The sequence below is a fragment of the Aeromonas sp. sif0611 genome, from assembly GCF_019218845.1.
In the GTDB taxonomy this organism is placed as follows: Bacteria; Pseudomonadota; Gammaproteobacteria; order Enterobacterales; family Aeromonadaceae; genus Aeromonas; species Aeromonas media.
This window is the reverse complement of record NZ_JAHUWU010000002.1, coordinates 568,143-590,038: the sequence shown is the minus strand read 5'-3', so window position 1 is coordinate 590,038 and position 21,896 is coordinate 568,143. Positions and strand designations below refer to the sequence as shown.

Annotated in this window: 20 protein-coding genes and 6 tRNA genes; 10 read left to right on the top strand and 16 right to left on the bottom strand. The window is 62.0% G+C overall.

Features of this window, described 5'->3' with window-relative positions; genetic code table 11:
• Window positions 1-37 precede the first annotated feature (37 nt).
• Complete coding sequence (locus KW824_RS07595) at window positions 38-835, top strand: DUF1338 domain-containing protein (RefSeq protein WP_218409443.1); 798 nt, start codon at window positions 38-40, stop codon at window positions 833-835.
• A 91-nt stretch (window positions 836-926) separates the two neighbouring features.
• On the opposite strand, the gene KW824_RS07590 is transcribed toward KW824_RS07595, so the two are convergent.
• The gene (locus KW824_RS07590; RefSeq protein ID WP_218409442.1) at window positions 927-1,523 is read right to left on the bottom strand and encodes an HAD family phosphatase; all 597 of its coding nucleotides are present in this window, start codon (window positions 1,521-1,523) and stop codon (window positions 927-929) included.
• Between the two features lie 171 nt (window positions 1,524-1,694).
• Between KW824_RS07590 and KW824_RS07585 the strand changes: the two genes are divergently transcribed.
• Window positions 1,695-3,059, top strand: coding sequence for an MDR family MFS transporter (locus KW824_RS07585; RefSeq protein ID WP_218409441.1), 1,365 nt, complete (start codon window positions 1,695-1,697; stop codon window positions 3,057-3,059).
• A 103-nt stretch (window positions 3,060-3,162) separates the two neighbouring features.
• Here KW824_RS07585 and KW824_RS07580 read toward each other — a convergent pair whose 3' ends face one another.
• The 3 genes from KW824_RS07580 to yqfB form a co-directional block, all read right to left on the bottom strand.
• Window positions 3,163-3,549, bottom strand: coding sequence for a DUF1622 domain-containing protein (locus KW824_RS07580; protein ID WP_182788847.1), 387 nt, complete (start codon window positions 3,547-3,549; stop codon window positions 3,163-3,165).
• A 61-nt stretch (window positions 3,550-3,610) separates the two neighbouring features.
• Window positions 3,611-4,531, bottom strand: a complete 921-nt coding sequence (locus KW824_RS07575) for an alpha/beta hydrolase (RefSeq protein ID WP_218409440.1) — start codon at window positions 4,529-4,531, stop codon at window positions 3,611-3,613.
• An 87-nt stretch (window positions 4,532-4,618) separates the two neighbouring features.
• A complete protein-coding gene (yqfB, locus tag KW824_RS07570; RefSeq protein WP_042648466.1) occupies window positions 4,619-4,951 on the bottom strand; it encodes a N(4)-acetylcytidine aminohydrolase in 333 nt (110 codons plus the stop codon).
• Between the two features lie 269 nt (window positions 4,952-5,220).
• On the opposite strand from yqfB, the gene KW824_RS07565 reads away from it, so the two are divergent.
• Window positions 5,221-7,053: an SLC13 family permease gene (locus tag KW824_RS07565; RefSeq protein WP_218409439.1), complete on the top strand. Its 1,833-nt coding sequence runs from the start codon at window positions 5,221-5,223 to the stop codon at window positions 7,051-7,053.
• A gap of 195 nt (window positions 7,054-7,248) precedes the next feature.
• Here KW824_RS07565 and KW824_RS07560 read toward each other — a convergent pair.
• The 12 genes from KW824_RS07560 to lolB all read right to left on the bottom strand — a co-directional run bounded on the left by KW824_RS07560 (window position 7,249) and on the right by lolB (window position 14,731).
• A tRNA-Leu gene (locus tag KW824_RS07560) sits at window positions 7,249-7,332 on the bottom strand.
• 8 nt (window positions 7,333-7,340) lie between these two features.
• A tRNA-Met gene (locus KW824_RS07555) sits at window positions 7,341-7,417 on the bottom strand.
• 38 nt (window positions 7,418-7,455) lie between these two features.
• A tRNA-Gln gene (locus KW824_RS07550) sits at window positions 7,456-7,530 on the bottom strand.
• A gap of 47 nt (window positions 7,531-7,577) precedes the next feature.
• Window positions 7,578-7,652, bottom strand: a tRNA-Gln gene (locus KW824_RS07545).
• 13 nt (window positions 7,653-7,665) lie between these two features.
• A tRNA-Met gene (locus KW824_RS07540) sits at window positions 7,666-7,742 on the bottom strand.
• Between the two features lie 235 nt (window positions 7,743-7,977).
• Entirely contained in the window at window positions 7,978-9,069 is a 1,092-nt protein-coding gene (gene ychF / locus KW824_RS07535; RefSeq protein WP_218409438.1) for a redox-regulated ATPase YchF, read from the bottom strand.
• A gap of 92 nt (window positions 9,070-9,161) precedes the next feature.
• A complete protein-coding gene (gene pth, locus KW824_RS07530) occupies window positions 9,162-9,758 on the bottom strand; it encodes an aminoacyl-tRNA hydrolase (RefSeq protein ID WP_005330168.1) in 597 nt (198 codons plus the stop codon).
• Between the two features lie 233 nt (window positions 9,759-9,991).
• Complete coding sequence (locus KW824_RS07525) at window positions 9,992-11,995, bottom strand: bifunctional UDP-sugar hydrolase/5'-nucleotidase (RefSeq protein ID WP_218409437.1); 2,004 nt, start codon at window positions 11,993-11,995, stop codon at window positions 9,992-9,994.
• Window positions 11,996-12,090: 95 nt separating this feature from the next.
• Complete coding sequence (locus KW824_RS07520) at window positions 12,091-13,038, bottom strand: ribose-phosphate pyrophosphokinase (protein WP_005330162.1); 948 nt, start codon at window positions 13,036-13,038, stop codon at window positions 12,091-12,093.
• Window positions 13,039-13,211: 173 nt separating this feature from the next.
• Window positions 13,212-13,286, bottom strand: a tRNA-Gln gene (locus KW824_RS07515).
• The gene (gene ispE, locus KW824_RS07510; RefSeq protein WP_256351298.1) at window positions 13,266-14,156 is read right to left on the bottom strand and encodes a 4-(cytidine 5'-diphospho)-2-C-methyl-D-erythritol kinase; all 891 of its coding nucleotides are present in this window, start codon (window positions 14,154-14,156) and stop codon (window positions 13,266-13,268) included. Before ispE ends, KW824_RS07515 begins: the two co-directional genes overlap by 21 nt.
• A complete protein-coding gene (gene lolB, locus KW824_RS07505) occupies window positions 14,153-14,731 on the bottom strand; it encodes a lipoprotein insertase outer membrane protein LolB (protein WP_218409436.1) in 579 nt (192 codons plus the stop codon). The genes ispE and lolB overlap by 4 nt, the downstream gene beginning before the upstream one ends.
• A gap of 125 nt (window positions 14,732-14,856) precedes the next feature.
• On the opposite strand from lolB, the gene hemA reads away from it, so the two are divergent.
• From hemA to KW824_RS07470, 7 genes are all read left to right on the top strand, one after another.
• The gene (hemA, locus tag KW824_RS07500) at window positions 14,857-16,116 is read left to right on the top strand and encodes a glutamyl-tRNA reductase (protein ID WP_218409435.1); all 1,260 of its coding nucleotides are present in this window, start codon (window positions 14,857-14,859) and stop codon (window positions 16,114-16,116) included.
• 51 nt (window positions 16,117-16,167) lie between these two features.
• Window positions 16,168-17,256, top strand: coding sequence for a peptide chain release factor 1 (gene prfA / locus KW824_RS07495; RefSeq protein WP_218409434.1), 1,089 nt, complete (start codon window positions 16,168-16,170; stop codon window positions 17,254-17,256).
• Window positions 17,256-18,089 carry a peptide chain release factor N(5)-glutamine methyltransferase gene (gene prmC / locus KW824_RS07490; protein ID WP_218409433.1) on the top strand — a complete coding sequence of 278 codons (834 nt, stop codon included), beginning with the start codon at window positions 17,256-17,258 and terminating at the stop codon, window positions 18,087-18,089. The genes prfA and prmC overlap by 1 nt, the downstream gene beginning before the upstream one ends.
• A 42-nt stretch (window positions 18,090-18,131) precedes the next feature.
• A complete protein-coding gene (locus KW824_RS07485; protein WP_043133018.1) occupies window positions 18,132-18,515 on the top strand; it encodes a SirB2 family protein in 384 nt (127 codons plus the stop codon).
• 11 nt (window positions 18,516-18,526) lie between these two features.
• The gene (locus KW824_RS07480; protein ID WP_218409432.1) at window positions 18,527-19,327 is read left to right on the top strand and encodes a SirB1 family protein; all 801 of its coding nucleotides are present in this window, start codon (window positions 18,527-18,529) and stop codon (window positions 19,325-19,327) included.
• A 37-nt stretch (window positions 19,328-19,364) separates the two neighbouring features.
• Window positions 19,365-20,228: a 3-deoxy-8-phosphooctulonate synthase gene (gene kdsA, locus KW824_RS07475; protein WP_218409431.1), complete on the top strand. Its 864-nt coding sequence runs from the start codon at window positions 19,365-19,367 to the stop codon at window positions 20,226-20,228.
• A 304-nt stretch (window positions 20,229-20,532) separates the two neighbouring features.
• Window positions 20,533-21,816 (top strand): dicarboxylate/amino acid:cation symporter, encoded by a 1,284-nt coding sequence (locus tag KW824_RS07470; protein WP_171273417.1) that lies wholly within the window; start codon window positions 20,533-20,535, stop codon window positions 21,814-21,816.
• Window positions 21,817-21,896 lie beyond the last annotated feature (80 nt).

The window sequence follows — 21,896 nt, the reverse complement described above, 5'->3', positions numbered from 1 at the left end:
GTGCCCTTGTCTGTACCCGCAATCAAAGGAAAGAGAGATGCAAAAGGATATCGAGACCCTGTTTGGCCATCTGTGGGACAACTACATTCAAGTCACCCCCAGTGCCCACAAGGTTCACCAACTGCTGGGGGGCGGAGCCCCCATCATCAACGATCACGTGGCGTTTCGTACCTACAACCTGCCCAAGCTCGGCCTCGAGAAACTGGCGGCCCACTTCCGCGCCCTGGGCTACGAGGAGAAAGGCGAGTATGTGTTCAAGGCCAAGAAGCTCTATGCCAAGCACTTCGAACATGCCGATCCGGATGCGCCCAAGGTGTTCATCAGCGAGCTGAAGGTGGAAGAGCTCTCCGAAGGCGCCCAGGCCATCATCCACAAGCTGGTGGATCAGGTGCCCGATCACCTGACCGACACCCAAGCCTTCCTCTATGCCGGCGCCCCCTGGCAGGTTTCCCACGCCGACTACCAGACGCTGCTGGCAGAGAGCGAGTACGCCGCCTGGATGGCGGCCTGGGGTTATCGTGCCAACCACTTCACCGTCAACATCAACCGCCTGAAGGATTTCGACACCATCCAGCAGGTCAATGCAGCCCTGAAAGCGGCGGGCTTCGTGCTCAACACCGTCGGCGGCGAGGTGAAGGGGGATCCCCAGGTGATGCTGGAGCAATCCTCCACCATGGCGGACAAGGCCGAAGTCCCCTTCAGCGACGGCGTGCGTACCATACCGAGTTGCTTCTACGAGTTCGCCCTGCGCTACCCGCAAGCAGACGGCGTGCTCTACCCGGGCTTCGTCGAGGCGTCGGCCGACAAGATCTTCGAATCCACCAACGCCATGTAAGCTGTGTGCCGGGTCATGCCTGCACCGCTTTATGAAAAACGCCTCCCTGTTGGAGGCGTTTTTGTTGGTGGCAGGGGCGCATTTGCCCACTCTAGCGAGGGCAAAGTGCGCCCTGATCGACCAGCAAGGTGGTCATACCGGCGGCCTTGCCCGCCTGAATGCCTATCCGGGTATCTTCAAACACCAGGCAGTTGGCCGGGTTGGCGCCGAGCAGCTCGGCCACTCTCAGGAAGGTGTCGGGATGGGGCTTGTGGTTAGTCACGTCATCGGCACTCACCAGCACGGGGATATAGGCATCCAGACCTGTGTTTTTCAGGATGTGCAGGGCGTGCTCGCGCGATGAGCCGGTGCCTATGCCCATGGGTACCTTGCCGTGGTAGCCCTTGACCAGCTCCCACATGGCGGGGAAGACGCTGACGCTGTCGATCCGCTCCAGATAGAGGGCAACCTTGCGGCGAGCGAAGGCCTCTATGTCGATGGCCAGCCCGTGCTGCTCGGCCAGCATGGCCACTATCTTGCGGGTGGGAATGCCGCCGTACTCGTTGAGCTGGGCCCGATTGAACGGCAGGCCGAATTCGGCGCTGGTGATCTCCCAGGCATCCAGGTGCAAGGGCATGGAGTCCACCAGGGTGCCGTCCATATCGAAGATCAGGGCGTCGTATTGTTCAAACTGGAACTGCTCGGACATGGGGTACTTCCTCCTCGGCTAAAAGAGCACACTACCAGATCCGCTCCCCGGATGCCGCGACCGCCGTCGTGGTGAGGCAGGCGGCGGGCTTGACCCTCGGCTGCTGATTCATGAGACAATCATGCGCTCTGCGCCTCGGGTGCCGGCATCTCACAGTAGCGAGCCTCTTTTATGTCCCCAAAAACCGTCTTCTCGAGCGTGGCCCTGGTGATCGCCCTGGGCTCACTGGAAAAGAGCATAGTCACCACCCCCTTGCCCATCATTGGCGCCGAGCTGAACGCCGGCGCCGCCCTCACCTGGGTGGTCACCGCCTACCTGCTGGCGGCCACCGCCGCCCTGCCCATATACGGCAAGCTGAGCGATCTGTTCGGCCGGGTACGGATGCTCAACATCGGCATAGGCCTGTTTCTGGCGGGGTCGGTGGCCTGTGCCCTGGCCCAGGATCTGACGACCCTGCTGGCGGCCAGGGTGTTGCAAGGGTTGGGGGGCGGGGGGCTGATCGCGCTCGCCTTCACCGTCATCGCCGACTGCATTCCCCCGCGGGAGGTGGGCAAGTATCAGGGCTACATCTCGGCGGTCTATGCAGTTTCCAGCATCGCCGGGCCCCTGCTCGGGGGCTACTTCACCGAGCAACTGAGCTGGCGCTGGATCTTCTGGATCAACCTGCCCCTCGGGGCCCTGGCGCTCTGGCTAGTGAACCGCAACCTGGGCCACCTCAATGTGCGCCGTCACAGCCGCTTCGACTGGAAGGGGGCGGGGCTGCTCATCACCGTCACCACACTCTCTCTGCTGCTGCTCTCGCCGGAAGCCACGCTGTCCGCCATCTGGCTGGCGGCGGGGCTGGCCCTGGCCCTGCTGCTGCTCATCCTGGTGGAGCGACGGGCCCAGGATCCCATACTGCCCGCCCATCTGGCCCGCTTGCCCGGTTATCTGGTGTGCATGCTGCTGGCGCTGGCCTCGCAACTGCTGATGTTCGCCGTGCTGGTCTACCTGCCGCTGCAGATGCAGTGGCAGAAGGGGATGGGGGCCAGCGAGAGCGGCCTCTACATGGTGATCTTCATGGTCTGCATCACGGCGGGGGCCTTCGTCGGCGGCAAGCTGATCGGCCGCACCGGTTATTACAAGCGCTTCGTGGTGGTGGGCTTTGCCCTGGCGGCGCTGGCCCTGTGGCAAATTCACTTCGATCTCTTTGCCAATCTGGGGCTGGGCTTCGCCGGTCTGGGGTTGGGGCTGGTGCTGCCGGCCCTCTCGGTGGTGGTGCAAAACGCCCTGCCGCGGGAAGATCGCGGCATCGGCATGTCCCTGTTCAACTTCGGCCGCGAGCTGGGGGGCGCGGTCGGGGTGGCCATCTGCGCCGTGCTGTTCCACGGGGCCCTGCCGGCCGGGACCAGCCACAACCTGGCGAGCCTGAGCCCGGCCGAGCTGGCCCCGGGGTTCAGCGCCACCTATGTGGGCATGGCACTGATCGCCAGCGCCGCTCTGCTCATCACCCTGCTGGCCCTGAAACGCCACGAGCTGGCCAGCATGCCGGCCTGATGGCTGCTATCCGATACAAAGAGGGCTCCCCGCGGGGAGCCCTCTTCATTGGTGCAGGCTGGAGCCTTTCTTCCTGTTTCGCGGCCTTCTGTCAGTCTGCCGCTTATCGGGCGTCGGGGCGGGAGGGCAACCTGACCGGCTCGGGTCGCTGGCGCTCGGTCTGGGCGTCCAGCTCCTTGCCGAGGAAGTAGTTCAGGAAGGTGCGGATCACCGCGATGATGGCGAGACGCACCAGCTCTTCTTTACTCGGCGCCACCGTGGTGGCCAGGATGTCGGCGGCGAGCTGGAACTCCAGGGCCAGGATGAGCCAGCTGCCGAAGCAGAGGCGAATGCGCGGAAAACCGGGCTGATGGTCCCGCACCCGTGCCGCCAGCCAGAGGGTCTTGCCCAGCCCTGTCACCACGCAGGCGATGGAGATGATCTCCAGCAGCAGCTGGAACAGCTCGACCCCGTGCATCATGCCCTCTCTCAGGCTCGCTATCTCAAACACTCGGGTCACCTCCCTGATTCAAAAGGGACACTTTTAACACGGCATGGGGGCCGGTTCCAACTCAGAGCCTTCTGAGCATCATGGCGACCTGCGCGAGAGCATGACGGGCCGCAGGGCTGATGCCCGCCAGCTGGAAGAAACCGTGGATCACCCCGAGCTGTCGCTGACAGGTGGCGGTAACGCCGGCTTGCAGCAGTTTGCCATAGAGGGCCTCTCCCTCGTCACGCAGGGGATCGTACTCGGCCGTGAGGATATGGGTGGGCGGCAGTCCCGCAAGATCAGGATGGTGCAGCGGGCTCGCCTCGGGATGGCTGGTGGGCAGCCTGCCCAGATAGGCCTGAAACCCGCTGAGCAGCATGTCGCGAGTGATAAGGTAGTTCTCACCGAGCTGTTGATAGCTGTCACTATCGCCCGCAGCATCGAGCATGGGGTAGATGAGGAACTGGGCGGTGGGCAGTGCCGCTCCCGCCGCCTTGAGCCGCAAGGTGGTGACCAGGGCGAGGTGGCCGCCGGCACTGTCGCCTGCGAGTGCGACTCGCCCGGGATCGCCGTGCCACTGCGGCAGCGCGGCCATGATGGCGAGGGTCGCTGCCAGCGCGTCGTCATGGGCAGCAGGATAGGGATGCTCGGGGGCGAGGCGTGTATGTACGGCAAACACCAGGGCATGGGCACTGTTGCACAGCATCCGCATCTGGCGATCGTGGGTCTCGAAATCCCCGCTGACGAAACAGCCGCCGTGGAAATAGATCAGCACCGGATAAGTGGTGGAAGGGGGGGATTTGGGCTGGTAGAGCCGGATGGCGTAGTGATCGGCCTGCCACTCTTCGATGGCGCCCACCTCTTCCCGCTCGCCCCCCAAGACGGCAGAGGCAAGATAGCCCTCACGCCTGGTCTGCCAGCTCAGCTTGCTTGCCTTGGGGCGACCTGCGGCGATGAAGTCCGCCACCATGGCGGCGATGGCAGGCTCAAGTTGTGTGTTCATGCTGCACCGTTAGCTGTATATAAATACAGGCATTGTGCGCTTTTGGCCTGAGAGTACAACCGGGGTTAGCTGAGGCAGCTCACAAAATCAGGCTTCAATCAGTGTGAATTCAATTACATAGAGCGGCGGCAGTGCGGGGTAGATGTCCCGGATGACGGTTTTGAGCTCGGCAAGGGTCATGTTCTCCTGGCGAGCGTGCTCGTCGGTCAGCTCATCGAAGGCCACGGGGGTGACCGAGAGCACCTCTATGGCACCAAAGGGCTGGTGCTCCGGGTTGGTGAAGAGCGCGAGGCGCTGGCCGGGCTGCCAGTTGGCCTCGCTCTCGTCGCGGATGGTGATGGTCTTGCGGCCGGACTGGATATCGGCGACGAAGCGGCCGAAGAAGGTGAATTCCGGGTAGGTTGGGGTGTGAACTGACATCTTCTCTCCGAAGGACAAGGGGTAGACAGGGGCCGGATCAGCCAGCGGCTGGCCCATTCTAGGTGCGCCGGGGAGGGCGCGCAGCACTTTTTGCCAGACGGGCGCTGGGGCGCTTGCTCTGCCTGGCAAAGTGGCTGCAAGTGAACCCGAATGTGCGATGATGTGGGCTCCTCTTTCTTGATATGTAACAAAATGGAGGGGGATTGGCTGTGGTCTGATGGCGTCTGGCGCGGTTCTCCGCCCGGCGGACATGAACGAAAGGAGCGAGTGTGAATTCCGAGTTGATCTGGGTGCTCAGCATGCTGGTGGGTGCCATCTTCCTGTTTATTACCAACAGGGTACGCATGGATGTGGTGGCCTTGTTGATCATCATCCTGTTCGTGTTGAGCGGTACCCTGACCTTGCCACAGGCGCTGGCGGGGTTCAGTGATCCCAACGTCATCCTGATCGCCGCCCTGTTCGTGGTGGGGGATGGCCTGGTGCGCACCGGCATCGCCTATCAGGTGGGGGATGCCCTGGTGAAGGTGGCGGGCAGCAGCGAGACCCGGTTGCTGGTGCTGCTGATGGTGGCGGTGGCGACCCTGGGGGCAGTGATGAGCTCAACCGGTGTGGTGGCCATCTTTATCCCCGTGGTACTGAGCGTGGCGAACCGGATGGGGATCCCTGCCGGACGGCTGATGATGCCCCTCGGCTTTGCCGGTCTTATCAGCGGCATGATGACGCTGGTGGCCACCCCGCCCAACATGGTGGTGAACAGCGAGCTGATGCGCCACGACATCCAGGGCTTCGGCTTCTTCGGTTTCACCCCCATGGGGGTGCTGATCCTAGGGTTGGGGGTGCTCTACATGTTGCTGATGCGTAACCGTCTGGTGCGCGAGGGGGAAGAGGGCAAAGGCAAGCAGGCGGGGCGCAGCACAATGCGCGATCTCATCCGCGACTATCGCCTGGCCGGGCGGGCGCGCCGCCTGGCGATCCGCCCCGACTCTCCCCTGATAGGCCAGACCCTGGACGAGCTGCAACTGCGTGCCCGCTTTGGGGCCAACGTCATCGGGCTGGAGCGCTGGCGCAAGTTTCGGCGGGTGATGGTGACCGTCTCCGGCGTCACCGAGTTCCAGGCCAAGGACGTGCTGCTTATCGACATGTCCGACCCCGAGGTGGACGTGCGGGAGTTTTGCAGCGAGGCGCGGCTCGAGCCCATGATATTGCGCGGAGAGTATTTCTCGGATCAGGCGCGGGAGGTGGGTATGGCCGAGGTCTCCCTCATTCCCGAATCCCGCCTGCTTGGCAAGAGCATCCGCGAGGTGGCGTTTCGTTCCCGCTACGGCCTAAGCGTGGTCGGGATCCGCCGCAACGGTGAGGCGCTCACCGGCAAGCTGGTGGATGAGCCGCTGCTGATGGGTGACAGCCTGCTGGTGGTGGGCAACTGGAGCCTCATTCGCCAGTTGCAAACCCACCACAGGGACTTCCTGCTGCTCGGCCTGCCCGCCGAGGTGGACGAGATGGCGCCGGCTCGCAGCCAGGCCATCCACGCCCTGATTGCCCTCACGGTCATGATAGTGCTGATGGTGACGGATCCCGTGCCCAACGTCATAGCTGCGCTCATTGCCTGCCTGCTGATGGGCAAGTTCCGCTGCATCGATATGGAGAGCGCCTACAAGTCCATCCACTGGCCGACCCTGATCCTGATCGTCGGCATGTTGCCCTTTGCCCTGGCGTTGCAGAAGACCGGCGGGGTGGATCTCATCGTCGGCGCGCTGATCTCGGCGGTAGGGGAGATGGGGCCCCGTGTCATGCTGGCCAGCCTGTTCGTGCTCTGCGCGGCCATCGGGCTCTTTATCTCCAACACGGCCACCGCTGTGCTGATGGCGCCCATTGCGCTCGGCACGGCCCAACAGATGGGGGTCTCTCCCTATCCCTTCGCCATGACCATTGCCATTGCCGCCTCGGCGGCCTTCATGACGCCGGTCTCCTCACCGGTCAATACCCTGGTGCTCGGGCCCGGCAACTACAAGTTCATGGACTTCATCCGCGTGGGCGTGCCGTTTACGGTGCTGGTGATGGTGGTTAGCGTCATCGCCATCCCCTGGTTCTTCCCGTTCTGAGCACGTTTGAGGGAGACAAGGAGTGCAAGCGGCCTGCGGGCCGCTTTTTATTGGCTATCCTTCCCGACGCTGTGGGATGAGGTTCGGGCTGATAAGGTAGTGAGCAGGGAGAACGGCAGGGAAGGAGAGGAGGCAAGGGCTGAAACCCGGGCACAAAAAAACCAGCATAAGCTGGTCTGTTTGGTACTGCCTTGATGGTGCGGAAGGAGAGACTCGAACTCTCACGCCTAGGGCGCCAGAACCTAAATCTGGTGCGTCTACCAATTTCGCCACTTCCGCAATATTAATGGTGGCTATGACGGGATTCGAACCTGTGACCCCCGCATTATGAGTGCGATGCTCTAACCAACTGAGCTACATAGCCGTTTGTTATCGACCACCAAGTGGAAGAGAACAAAATAATGGCTGGGGTACTAGGATTCGAACCTAGGGATGGCGAGATCAAAACCCGCTGCCTTACCGCTTGGCGATACCCCAACAGTGCTCCTCGACAGTCATGAGACTGGCCAAAGAACTTTTAAAAATGGCTGGGGTACTAGGATTCGAACCTAGGGATGGCGAGATCAAAACCCGCTGCCTTACCGCTTGGCGATACCCCAACTGAATGATTAATGGTGGCTATGACGGGATTCGAACCTGTGACCCTCGCATTATGAGTGCGATGCTCTAACCAACTGAGCTACATAGCCAACCGTGCTTCCAGTGAGTCGTTGCCTCGTCACTGTGCGGCCGGAATTATGCGTATCTGGCTCTGGGGCGTCAACCCTTTTTTTGCCAGAAAAACCGAATTTGGGTGCGTTTGGCGAGTTATTGGACGCTGTCGCGCAAAAGCCCAACAATCTGGTTTTTTTTGCGACATTTGGCAGCAGATCCGCAACCTGTGCCCATAACAAAGAGGCCAGCAAATGCTGGCCTCTCATGGGGTTAGACGTTGAACAGGAAGTTCATGATATCGCCATCCTTGACGATGTAGTCTTTCCCTTCGGCGCGCATCTTGCCCGCTTCCTTGGCGCCTTGCTCACCCTTGTAGGTGATAAAGTCGTCGAAGGCGATGGTCTGGGCGCGAATAAAGCCTTTTTCAAAGTCGGTGTGGATCTTGCCCGCCGCCTGCGGGGCGGTGGCGCCGACCGGAATCGTCCAGGCGCGCACTTCCTTCACCCCGGCGGTGAAGTAGGTCTGCAGGTTCAGCAGCTCGTAACCCGAGCGGATCACCCGGTTCAGACCCGGCTCTTCGATCCCCAGATCGGCCATGAACTCGGCGCGGTCGGCGTCGTCCAGCTCGGCGATGTCCGCCTCGATGGCGCAGCAGACCACCACCACAACGGCGTTCTCGGCGGCGGCGATCTCACGCACCTTATCGAGGAAGGGGTTGTTGTCGAAGCCATCTTCCGCCACGTTGGCGATGTACATGGTGGGTTTCAGGGTCAGGAAGTTGAGGTGGGCAACGGCCGCCAGCTCTTCCTTGTCCAGCTTTATGCCGCGGATCATCTGGCCGTTTTCCAGGGCAACCCGAATCTTTTCCAAGGTCTCCACTTCCAGCTTGGCATCCTTGTCGCCGCCCTTGGCGCGCTTGGACTGACGGTGGATGGCGCGCTCGCAGGCATCCAGATCCGACAGGGCCAGTTCGGTGTTGATCACCTCGATGTCATCGGCCGGGGAGACCTTGCCCGCCACATGGATGATGTTCTCGTCCTCAAAGCAGCGCACCACGTGACCGATGGCTTCGGTCTCGCGGATGTTGGCCAGGAACTGGTTGCCCAGACCCTCGCCCTTGGAGGCGCCCGCCACCAGACCGGCGATGTCCACGAACTCCATGGTGGTCGGCACCACGCGCTGGGGGTTGATGATGGCCGCCAACTGGTCGAGGCGGGGATCCGGCATGGGGACCACACCCGTGTTCGGCTCAATGGTGCAGAACGGGAAGTTGGCGGCTTCGATGCCGGCCTTGGTCAGCGCATTGAACAGGGTGGATTTGCCTACATTGGGCAGGCCCACGATACCGCATTTAAAACCCATGAATTGTTACCTTACGTGATGGATGCTGTGAGGGGGCCACGCGGGCAGCCCAGTCATATTGTGCGAACCTGACCCATGTCAGGCATCTGTATTCAGACTTTCTCGGCCTTGAAACTGTGCAGCCGGTTCATGGCCTTGGTCATGTCCTGCTTGAACAGGATGTCGGTGGCGCGCAAAGACTCATCCAGTGCGGCCTCGATCAGGCTCTGTTCACTGCTGGGCGCCTTGGTCAGCACGAAACCGGCGACCAGCTCCTTGGCACCGGGATGACCTATCCCGAGGCGCAGCCGGAAGAAGTTATTGTTGTTGCCCATCCTGGCGATGATGTCTTTCAGGCCATTGTGGCCGCCGTGACCGCCGCCCTGCTTGAACTTGGCGATGCCGGGGGGCAGATCCAGTTCGTCGTGGGCCACCAGTATCTCTTCGGGAACTATCTGGTAGAAGCGGGCCAGGGCCGCCACCGCCTTGCCGGAGAGGTTCATATAGGTGTTCGGGATGAGCAGCCGCACATCCTGCCCCTCCACCAGGAAGCGGGCGGTGTGGCCGAAGAACTTGGGCTCTTCGCGCAGGCTGACATTGTGCCAGCGGGCCAACTGCTCCACATACCAGGCTCCCGCGTTGTGGCGGGTCTTGGCATATTCGGGGCCGGGATTACCCAGCCCGACAATCAGTTTGATTTGATGCGTCACGCTTGATGTCTTCACTCGCTACTTGCCATGAGCGGATGGCCCGGGGCAATGGGACGCAATATTCTAGCCGCCGAGTGGCGATCACTCAACCAATGCTCATGTTATGGCGGAATTTGCCTCATTATTGCGGCTAATAGGTGCGGCTAATGGGTGGCTAACTGTGGGCAAAACGGGCCTCTTGCATGAGGCCCGTTTCAGCTTACCGATGGACTGTGCCTGGTTGACTACAGTCGTTATTTGGATCGCAGCAGGGTGACAGTTTCTTCATCCAGTGCGGTCAGCAGGGGGCGGGCATAACGCACATAGTCCACGAACGAGGCTGCGTCTGTGCCGCAATCCACCTTGGCCGCCTTGCAGTCGAGGGCCTTGCCCGGTCCATAGACGGCGCTGAGCTGTTCGCCGCGCTGCGCCACTGCCAGCACCGGGAAGGCGGTCAGCTGACCCGCTACCCAGGCGAGATCCACGCGCTCGGCACTCTTGTTCTCTGGACTCTGGCGCTGGGCCCGTGCCAGGGCCTGCCAGCCGTCGTTGCCGTTGGCGCTGTAGGCATTGGTCACCACCCGATAGCGCTTTGCATCCACCAGATCCTGCCATTGACCCTCGGCTGTTTTCCACTGCAGCCGGGTCAGCTGGCCCGCCTTGCCTGCTTCGGTCTCCTTGAAGGTGTAACGCAGGTGGCCGCCATAGGGGAATTTGCCCGCATGAGCGCTGGCGGGCAGGGTGGCCGTGATGGTCTCGGTCAGCAAGGCGCGCACCTCGGCACCGGAGAGAGTCAGCACGCTGAGAGGGTTCTTGAACGGCAGCAGGCTGAGGGCCGCCTCTCCCTGCCGCAGTTCACCGGCGGGCAAGTCGGCGCGCACGCCCCCCACCGCCAGCAGGGCGAAGTCGACCGGACCGCCGGTCAGGGCCTGCACCTGCGGGGTGTTGGCCCAGTGGTATTGACCTTCCGCCACCAGGGGGGCGACGTCGGAGCCGTGGCTGTCGCTGCCGTTGTCGCCGGGGCGACGGGCATTTTGCAGCGGCGCGGGAAGAGTGCCGATGACGGGGCCGTAGGCCTGCTCCAGGGCCGGCTTGTAGTGGCTGTCGATGATGCCGCGCAGACGTGGATCTTCATCCACCGTCACCAGGTTGGGCTGGGCGTCGATGAACTTGCCGGCCTGCTGGCTGCGGGTTTCGTCGAGCATCTGCTGGCGGGCCGGATCGGCGAAGAAGTCGCGGCTGGCCAGCAGCTGGTTCTGGCCTTTGCAGGCGATGACCCGGCCCTGGGCGTCGAAACTGACTCGGGTCAGGCCGATGGCCTGGGCGTAGGAGCCTGCCTGCACCACGCAGGTCAGGCCGACCCCGTCCGGATTGGTGACCAACTGGGCGTATTCCCCCGTCTTGCCCCAGCCGATGTTGCGAAAGTCACCGAGCAGGCTGTGGGAGTGGCCGCCGACGATGGCATCGAGGCCGTTTACCTTGGCCGCCAACGCCAGATCCCGCGCGTTGCCGATATGGGTCAGGGCGACGATCCGCTGGATCCCCCTGGCTTGCAGCAGGTCGACCGTGGCCTGGGCCGAGGCCACCTCCTCGGCAAAGCGCAGCTTGCCGACGTTGGGGGAGATGTTGGCCATGTCCTCCAGCACCAGCCCGATGACGGCGACCAGCTGTTTGTCTGCTGGCAGATGGTCGAGATCGGTGACCGGGCTCTTCTGGTTGCCGTCGAAGGCGTTGATGACGAACGGCTTGAGGTTGCTTGCCCGACTCAGATCCGGATCGTCGCGGCTGTCCAGGTTGGCGGCCAGCACCGGGAAGTTGACCCCCTCGATGAAGCGGGCGAGCTTCTGATTGTCGAGATCGAACTCGTGGTTGCCAAGGGCCATGGCATCCAGGCCGAACTGGCTCAGCAGTTCGGCATTGGCCATCCCCTCGTTGAGCTTGAAGTAGCCGCTGCCCTGCCAGGCATCGCCGCCGTGCAGCAGCAACAGCGGCTGGTTCTTGGCGAGCGCCTCGGCCTGGTAGGCTTTCGTCATGGTGAGCAGGCGGGGATAACCGCCGAGGCGGGTGTAGAGGGTATCTGCTTCCCCCTGCTTGCCAAAGAGGGCTCCCTTCAACTCGGCGTTGACCGGGTCGAACTGGGAGTGGGTGTCGTTGATGTGTGCCAGGGTCAGGGTGAAGGGCGGATCCTGCTGGCCGGTCAGGCAGGCAGAGAGCAGGGCGCACAGCGGGAGGAGAGTGAGGAGACGCAAGCACTTCATTGGGACTTCCTTAACCTGCGGGGGCAGGGCATTGCTTTGACCGGCTTGAAAAAACAAAAACCGCCAGTTGGCGGTTTTTGTCACAACGGGGTTTATCAATGCTCAAACATGGCAGAGATGGACTCTTCGTTGCTGATACGACGAATGGCTTCCGCCAGTACGGTTGACAGGGTCAGCTGCTTGACCTTGCCGATCGCCTTCATCTCCGCGGTGAGCGGAATGGAGTCGGTGATGATCAGCTCGTCGATGACCGAGTTCTTGATGTTCTCCACGGCGGTGCCGGAGAAGACCGGGTGGGTCGCATAGGCGAACACGCGTTTGGCACCGCGCTCTTTCAGCGCTTCGGCCGCTTTGCACAGGGTGCCGCCGGTGTCGATCATGTCGTCGACGATGACGCAGTCACGGCCAGCCACGTCACCGATCAGGTGCATGACCTGGGAGACGTTCGGACGGGGACGACGCTTGTCGATGATGGCGATGTCGGTGTCGTCCAGCAGCTTGGCGATGGCACGGGCACGGACCACGCCGCCGATGTCCGGCGAGACGACCACGGGAGATTCGAGGTTCTTGGCTTTCATGTCTTCCAGCAGCACAGGGCTGCCGAACACGTTGTCGACGGGGACGTCGAAGAAGCCCTGGATCTGCTCGGCATGCAGGTCAACGGTCAACACACGGTCCACACCCACGCTGGAGAGGAAGTCGGCGACAACCTTGGCGGTGATGGGCACACGGGCGGAGCGGACGCGGCGGTCCTGACGGGCATAACCAAAGTAGGGGATAACGGCAGTGATACGGCCAGCTGAAGCACGACGCAGTGCATCCACCATGACGATCAATTCCATCAAATTGTCGTTGGTCGGGGCACAGGTGGATTGAATGATGAAGATATCGCCACCGCGTACATTCTCGTTGATCTGTACGCTGATCTCGCCGTCGCTAAAGCGACCTACGGCAGCATTGCCGAGTTTGATAAACAGGCGATCTGCGATCTTCTGGGCTAGTTCCGGCGTTGCGTTACCAGCAAACAGCTTCATGTCAGGCACGGTTTGAAACCTCGGGGTTGCATCCAGTATGTGGGGAGTCTGATTCAGACCCGTATCGTTTGGGGGCAAACGATTTATCAAGATAACGGACAAGGTCTTCGGAAGTTCTGTGGTGGCGCCTGATTACCCAGGTGGACGGCAGAACCGTCACCTTCGGCGTCATCACGTCAGATTGGCTGGGGTACTAGGATTCGAACCTAGGAATGGCGAGATCAAAACCCGCTGCCTTACCGCTTGGCGATACCCCAATCACTGACTTGTTGCAAAGTGACGAAGAGTGGTGATATGTTCTCGCCCTTGGCGACAAACCCATCCCAGCCTTCCGGCACCCTTGCCAACACCTTCCGAGCAGCCACTTCGTCTTCAAATTGAGCAAAGACGCAGGCGCCAGTGCCCGTCATTCTTGACGGCGCGTATTCTAGCAACCAGCCGAGCGCATTGGCAACCTCGGGGTGGCGCTTTTTCACCAGCAATTCGCAATCGTTTTTCCAGACACCTTCCAGCAGGTTGTGCAATGTCATCCTGGGGGTGTTGCGAGGCAGCTCGGGATCCTGAAAAACCGCCGCCGTTGCCACATGGCAATCGGGTTTGAGCACCAGATACCAGGCGCTCGGCACCTCGACCGGTTGCAGCTTCTCGCCAACCCCTTCCGCAAACGCAGCCCGGCCGCGCACGAATACAGGCACGTCGGCCCCTAGCTGCACGCCGAGCTGCGCCAGCTCGTCTTCGCCGAGCCCCGCCTGCCAGAGATGATTGAGGGCCACCAGGGTGGTGGCGGCGTCAGACGAGCCGCCGCCGATGCCGCCCCCCATGGGTAACACCTTCTCCAGCCGGATATGGGCCCCCATCGGGCTTGGCAGCCTCCCCTGCAACAGGCGGGCGGCACGGATGATCAGGTTCTGTTCATCTGGCACGCCGGGGATGGCCGGGCTCAGGGTGAGCAGGTCGGTATCGGCGAGCGGCTCGAATTCCAGCCAGTCGCCGTGATTGAGAAAGATGAACAGGGTCTGCAGCTCGTGATAGCCGTCGGGACGGCGGCCGTTGACGTGCAGGAAGAGGTTGAGCTTGGCCGGTGCCGGCCAGCGGATCGGCGCCTGCCGGATGGTATCCTGCATCATGGCGCCAGGGTCCATTGGTTGATCTGCAACTTGAGGCGGCTGCCCTGGCCGGTCATGGTCAGCAGGTGGGGCAGCCGGTAGTTGTCCTGATCCCGGTAGTCCCCATAGACGATCTGCCACTGACCGTCGCGCACCGAGGCCAGGCTGGCGTCGGGGTTGAGCTCGAATTCGGCCTGGCCTGGCAGCCCCTTGATCCACTCCGGCAACCCGGTGACCGGAATATTCCAGCCGGTGAGTTGATAGACGAGGGCCTCGGCATCCTGGCTCTGGTGCACCTTGCCCTCGTTGTCGGTCAGGGTGATCTCACCCTTGCTGCGGGAGAGCTCCAGGATATGGGTGCCGATGAGGCTGGTGAGGTTGAGGCGATAGTCATCGCCGTTCTGCTGCCAGTTGAGGCGGGCGCTGCCCTTCTGGCGCGCCGTGATGATGGCCATCTTGCCCGACAGCTCCCAGTGGGTCAGCTGCTCGAGACGGGCCCGTTCCTGCTGCCAGTTGACCTGATCCCGCTGGGGTTGAGTGGTGGTACAGCCGGCCAGTACCAACAGGCAGGCGAAGGAGAAGATACGCAAGAACAAGGTCGTGCTCCGGATAAGAGATTTGCCACAGTATAAGGGGCGGCCGTATCGCTTTTAAAGACTTACCCTTTCTCGTACAATTGTCGGCCTTCATACCCTGTGCACGAAACGATCATCACCCACCCATGAGTCTGCTTGCCCTCGGAATCAACCACAACACCGCCAGTGTCGCCTTGCGGGAACGGGTCGCATTTGGCCCGGACTGCATCGATCGCGCCTTGCGTGAGCTGGTGGAGCAGCCCGGCGTCAGCGAGGCGGTGATCGTCTCCACCTGCAATCGCACCGAGCTGTACTGCAGCCTGGAACAAGGGCAGGGGGAGCAGGTGCTGAGCTGGTTGCAGCGGTTCCACGCGCTGGAGGCGAGCGAGGTGCTCTCCGCCATCTACCGCCACCAGGACGAGGAGGCGGTGCGCCACTTGATGCGGGTGGCCTGCGGGCTCGACTCCCTGGTGCTGGGCGAGCCGCAGATCCTGGGGCAGATCAAGCAGTCTTACGCCCACGCCCAACAGGCGGAAGCGGTGAAGGGCTCCCTCGAGCGTCTGTTCCAGAAATCCTTCTCGGTGGCGAAACGGGTGCGTACCGATACCGAGATCGGCGCCAGCGCGGTGTCGGTGGCCTTCGCCGCCGTCAGCCTGGGGAAACGCATCTTCTCCGATCTCTCCCAGACCAAGGTGTTGCTGGTAGGGGCGGGCGAGACCATAGAGCTGGTGGCCCGCCACCTGCGCGAGCAAAGCGTCACCCAGATGATGGTGGCGAACCGCACCCTGCAGCGCGCCCAGCTGCTGGCCGAGGAGTTCGGCGCCCAGGTGATGACGCTGGAAGAGATCCCGGACTACCTGCACGAGGCGGACATCGTCATCAGCTCCACCGCCAGCCCCCTGCCCATCATCGGCAAGGGCATGGTGGAGCGCGCGTTGAAGGCCCGCCGCTTCAAACCCATGTTCCTGGTGGACATCGCCGTGCCACGGGACATCGAAGCCGAGGTGGACGAGCTCTCCGACGCCTATCTCTACACGGTGGACGATCTGCAGGGGATCATCGAGCAGAACCTCGAGACCCGCAAGCGGGCGGCCACCGAGGCCGAGCTCATCGTGCAGGAAGAGCGTGACGACTTCATGGGCTGGTATCGCAGCCAGCACTCTGTGGATCTCATTCGCGATTACCGCCACCAGGCCCAGCAGGTGGCGGATGAAGAGTTGCAGCGTGCCCTGCTGGCCCTGCAACAGGGCGAGAATGCCGAGCAGGCGCTCAAGGCCCTGGCCCATCGCCTCACCAACAAGTTGATCCACGCACCGACCCAGGCCCTGCGCCAGGCCGCCGCTCAGGGGGACAGCCACAAGCTGTCCCAGCTGCGTCAGGTGCTGGGGTTGTCACAAGAGTCATAGTTTGGGGGTGACCAGCCGGCTGCCCCTACCTCCATCGAGAACACAAGATTTATGAACCCGTCATTGATCAGAAAGCTGGAAGGCCTCATCGAGCGCCACGAAGAAGTACAGGCCCTGCTCGGCGAGCCCGGGGTCGCCTCGGATCAGGACAGATACCGTGCCCTGACCCGGGAATATGCCCAGCTCGAAGACATAGTGAACGCCTTCCAGCGCTTCCGTCAGGCCGAGGAGAACCTCGAGACCACCAAGATGATGCTGGAAGAGGATGACGCCGACCTGCGCGAGATGGCGCAGGAGGAGCTGCCGCTCGCCAAGGCGACCTTCGAGGAGCAGGAGCAGGCGCTGCAAGTGATGCTGCTGCCGCGCGACCCCAAGGATGACAACAACTGTTATCTCGAGATCCGTGCCGGTGCCGGTGGCGACGAGGCGGCCATCTTCGCGGGGGATCTGTTCCGCATGTACTCTCGCTACGCCGAACGCCAGGGCTGGCGCGTCTCCATCGTCAGCTGCAACGACGGCGAGCACGGAGGCTACAAGGAGGTGATCGCCAAGGTGGACGGCGAGCACGTCTACGGCCGCCTCAAGTTCGAGTCCGGCGGTCACCGGGTGCAGCGGGTACCCGAGACCGAGTCCCAGGGCCGGGTGCATACCTCCGCCTGTACCGTGGCCGTGCTGCCGGAAGTGCCGGAAGCCGAACAGATCGAGATCAACCCCTCCGAACTGAAGATCGACACCTTCCGCGCCTCCGGGGCCGGTGGTCAGCACGTCAACAAGACCGACTCCGCCATCCGCATCACCCACCTGCCCACCGGGCTGGTGGTGGAGTGCCAGGATGAGCGCTCCCAGCACAAGAACCGCGCCAAGGCGATGTCGGTGCTCTCTGCCCGCCTGCAGGCAGCCGAGGACGAGCGTCACCGAGCTGCCGAGCAGAGCACCCGCCGCAACCTGGTGGGCTCAGGCGATCGCTCCGAGCGTATCCGCACCTACAACTACCCCCAGGGTCGCCTCTCCGAGCACCGCATCAACCTCACCCTCTATCGTCTGGGGGAGATCCTCGAAGGGGATCTGGATTGCGTCATCACGCCCCTGGTGCAGGAATACCAGGCGGATCAACTCGCCTCCCTGGCCGAGAGCAACTAATGCAGATCCAGCAGGCTCGTGCCCACATCATGGCGACCCTGGTCTTTGGGGAATCCCCCCGTGCCGACGCCGATGCGCTGCTCTGCCATCTGCTGGGTTGCCGGCGCAGCTACCTGATGACCTGGCCTGAGCATGAGCTCGATGCCGCCCAGCAGGCCACCCTGCAAGGGTGGCTTGACCGTCGGCTGGCCGGTGAACCCATCGCCCACCTCATCGGTGAGCGGGAGTTCTGGTCCCTGCCGCTCAAGGTGAGCCCGGCCACCCTGATCCCGCGCCCCGACACCGAGGTGCTGGTGGAGCAGGCGCTGGTGCGCTTGTCGGCCGGCCCCTGCGCCCTGCTGGATCTCGGCACCGGCACCGGCGCCATCGCGCTGGCGCTCAAGTCCGAGCGGCCCGATGCCGATGTATGGGCGGTGGATCGGATGCCGGACGCCGCCGCCCTGGCCCGCGCCAACAGCGCCGCCCTGGGGTTGCCCATCGAAGTGCGGGACGGCAGCTGGTTCGAGCCCCTGGCGGATGCACCGCGTTTTGCGATGATTGTCTCCAATCCGCCCTATATCGACGGGGCGGATCCCCATCTCGACGAGGGGGATGTGCGCTTCGAGCCCCGCTCCGCCCTGGTGGCGGACGAGCAGGGGCTGGCGGACATTCGCCTGATAATCGCCGGTGCCCCCGCCCATCTGTGCCCGGGGGGCTGGCTCCTGCTGGAGCACGGTTGGGAGCAGGGGGCAGCGGTGCGTCAGCTTCTGCTGCAACAGGGCTACTGCCAGGTGGAAACCGTGCGGGATTATGGGGATAACGAGCGGGTGACCCTGGGTCGTCTGGCGCCGTGATGATGACGGGCGGAACTGTCCGCCCCTGTGCAAGGAAACCATATGTATGTTGTTCTCAAGCATCTGCACCTCACCCTGATTGTCGGGGCCGTGCTGATGTTCATGCTGCGCTTTTACTGGGCCCAAACCGGCTCCATTCATGCCCGTAACGGCCGGGTGCTGCAGGCCAGCGGCTGGCTCAATGGCCTGGTGGTGCTCTCCGGCGTGCTGCTCTGCATGGTGCTGGATCTCAATCCCCTCAACAACGGGATCCCCTGGCTCAGCGAGAAGCTGAGCGCCGTGCTGGCGGTGGCCTTCCTCGGCATGATGGCGCTGCGCTTGGCGCGCAGCAACAGCATCCGCTGGTTTGCCTTCCTGGGCGCCCTGGGGTGGATCTTCTTTATCGCCAAGCTGGCGGTGCAAAAGCAGGCCAACCTGTTCGGTTAGGGATGACGACGATGATACGTGTGGATGAGTGGACCGACTTCGAGGCCCACGACCTGGCCGAACTGGCGCTGTCGGTGAGCGACGAGATCCTGGGCCATGGCGGCGCGGGAGAGGCCGAGCTGGCCCGCCTCGATACCTGGCTGGACGAGGCCATAGTCGAAGGGGACTGTGACGAGGTTCGCCGTCAGCTGTTGCAGGGCTTCTACCAGACCTTAGGGTTTCGGGGCGACTGGCAGGATTACTTCTCTGCCGCCAACTGCGATCTGAACCAGGTGCTGGTGCAGCGCAAGGGCATACCGGTGAGCCTTGGCATCCTCATCATCCAGCTGGGTCGCAAGATTGGCCTGGATGTGGAGGGGATCTGCTTCCCGGGCCATTTCCTGGTGAGCTTCGCCGGCCTGGAGGGGGAGGTCTATGTGGACCCCTTCAACGGTGACGAGCTGAGCCTGCATCGCATCGAGCTGCTGCTGCGCGGCGCCCTCGGCAACCTGGCTACCTTAAGCGATGACCATCTGCAGCCTGCGGGGCAGTGGGAGATCATCGAACGCCTGCTCAACGTCAACAAGGGGGCCCTGCTGCGGGAGGAGCGCATGACAGAAGCATTGCGCTGCAGCGAGCTGCTGCTGCGCATGAAGCCCGGCGATCCGCTGGAGATGCGGGATCGGGGCTTCATCTACGAGCAACTCGATTGCCCCCGCTTCGCCGCCGACGATTTTGAATACTTTATTGAACAATGCCCGGACGATCCTGTGGCCGATGTGCTGAAAACCCAGCTGGCCAGCCTGGATCTTAGCCCCAAGCCCCTCCATTGAGGGGTCTGGGGAAGCCTCTTTACTTAAGGATGCCGAGATGGAACAGAAGAATATCAAGATCAACGCGATCAACGCGATCGACGTCGCCAACGACAAACCCTTCGTGCTGTTTGGCGGCATGAACGTGCTGGAATCCCGCGACATGGCGATGGCGGTGTGCGAGAAGTACGTGGAAGTGACCAGCAAGCTGGGCATCCCGTTCGTGTTCAAGGCGAGCTGGGACAAGGCGAACCGATCCTCCATCCACTCCTACCGCGGTCCGGGCCTGGAAGAGGGGATGAAGATCTTCCAGGAGCTCAAGGCGACCTTCGGTATGCCGGTCATCTCGGATCTGCACGAAGTGCATCAGGCCAAGCCGGTTGCCGAGGTGGTGGATGTCATCCAGCTGCCCGCCTTCCTGGCGCGCCAGACCGATCTGGTGGAGGCCATGGCCCGCACCGGCAACGTCATCAACATCAAGAAGCCGCAGTTCCTGAGCCCGAGCCAGATGAAGAACATCACCGACAAGTTCGAGGAGTGCGGCAACGATCAGCTGATCCTGTGCGAGCGCGGTGCCAACTTCGGTTATGACAACCTGGTGGTGGACATGCTGGGCCTGGGGGTGATGAAGAAGACCACTGGTGGCTATCCGGTGATTTTCGACGTGACCCACTCCCTGCAGTGCCGCGACCCGCTGGGTGCGGCCTCAGGCGGTCGCCGTGATCAGGTGACCGAGCTGGCTCGTGCCGGCATGGCGGTCGGCCTGGCCGGTCTCTTTATCGAGTCACACCCGGACCCGAAGGTGGCCCGTTGCGATGGCCCGAGCGCCCTGCCGCTGGAGAAACTGGAAGGCTTCCTCAAGCAGATGAAGGCCATCGACGACCTCATCAAGGGCTTCGAACCGCTGGATACCTCCATCTGATCCAGCACGCCGGTTTAGTGATGCCAGGTGCCCCGCCATGCGGGGCATTTTTTTATCCAGAATGTTTTCATTGGGCTCCTAAATACATCGCCGACCAGATAGATCAAGGTTTCCGTGGTGTTAATGATGTTAAATATATTGTGTGATTGATGTCTCTTAATTGCTTCTTATAACGTGTGAAAGTGGCGCCGTTGCGATGACGAAATAGCATGACGCCAGCGAGATAAGGATATTGTCTCGTGACGGCTCCCTGCATGCCTATTTCTGCCATATGAGCTGTCAATTAATTAACAGGACGTTAATCATGCACAAGAAAGTATTCAGCAGCCTTTATTTCCAGGTGCTGCTCGCGATCACCCTGGGGGTATTTCTGGGACATGTCTATCCCGACCTCGGGGCTGATATGAAGCCGCTGGGTGATGGCTTCGTGAAGTTAATCAAGATGATCATTGCCCCCGTTATTTTCTGCACAGTGGTGACCGGCATCGCCGGCATGGAGAGCATGAAGGCGGTGGGGAAAACCGGTGCCATCGCGCTGCTCTACTTCGAGGTGGTGAGTACCATAGCCCTGGTCATCGGGCTGTGCGTGGTCAACCTGCTGCAACCCGGGGTCGGCATGAACGTGGATCCCGCCACACTGGATGCCAGCGCCATCTCGGCCTATGCCGAACAAGCCAAGTCCCAGGGCATCATCGCCTTCCTGCTAGACGTGATACCGGCCAGCGTGATTGGTGCCTTTGCCAGCGGCAACATTCTTCAGGTGTTGTTGTTTGCGGTGCTATTTGGCTTCTCCCTGCATCATATCGGCGAGAAGGGGAAATTAGTCTTCAATATGATCGACAGCTTCTCCCAGGTTATTTTCGGCATCATCAACATGATCATGAAATTGGCACCGGTTGGCGCCTTTGGTGCCATGGCGTTTACCATAGGGAAATATGGTATCGGCTCGCTGGTTCAGCTCGGTCAGTTAATTGCCTGCTTCTATGTGACTTGCCTGTTATTCATCTTCATGGTGCTGGGCAGCATTGCCAGGGCAAATGGCTTCAGCATAGTGCGCTTTATTTCCTATATTCGGGAAGAGCTGCTGATCGTGCTGGGCACTTCCTCTTCCGAATCCGTATTGCCGCGCATGCTGGTGAAGATGGAGGCGCTCGGCTGCAAGAAGTCGGTGGTGGGCCTGGTGATCCCGACCGGTTACTCCTTCAACCTGGATGGCACCTCTATCTACCTGACCATGGCGGCCGTCTTCATCGCTCAGGCGACCAATACGCCGCTGGATCTGTTCCAGCAATTCACTCTGCTGGTGGTGCTGCTCATCTCCTCCAAGGGGGCGGCCGGGGTCACCGGCAGCGGCTTCATCGTGCTGGCGGCCACCATCTCGGCGGTGGGTCACCTGCCGCTCGCCGGACTGGCGCTGATCCTGGGGATAGATCGCTTCATGTCGGAGGCCCGTGCCTTGACCAACCTCATCGGTAACGGTGTGGCGACCCTGGTGGTGGCGCGCTACTGCGATCAGCTCGATGAGCAAAAGATGAACGAGGTACTCGCCAATCCGGTCACGGTGCAGAAGGTCAATCAGCACGGATAGCTGCCAGGCGTTACCCGGGGAGGGGGAAATCCGCACTTCTGCTCATAAAAAAACGGCCCGCGTGGGCCGTTTTTCATGGT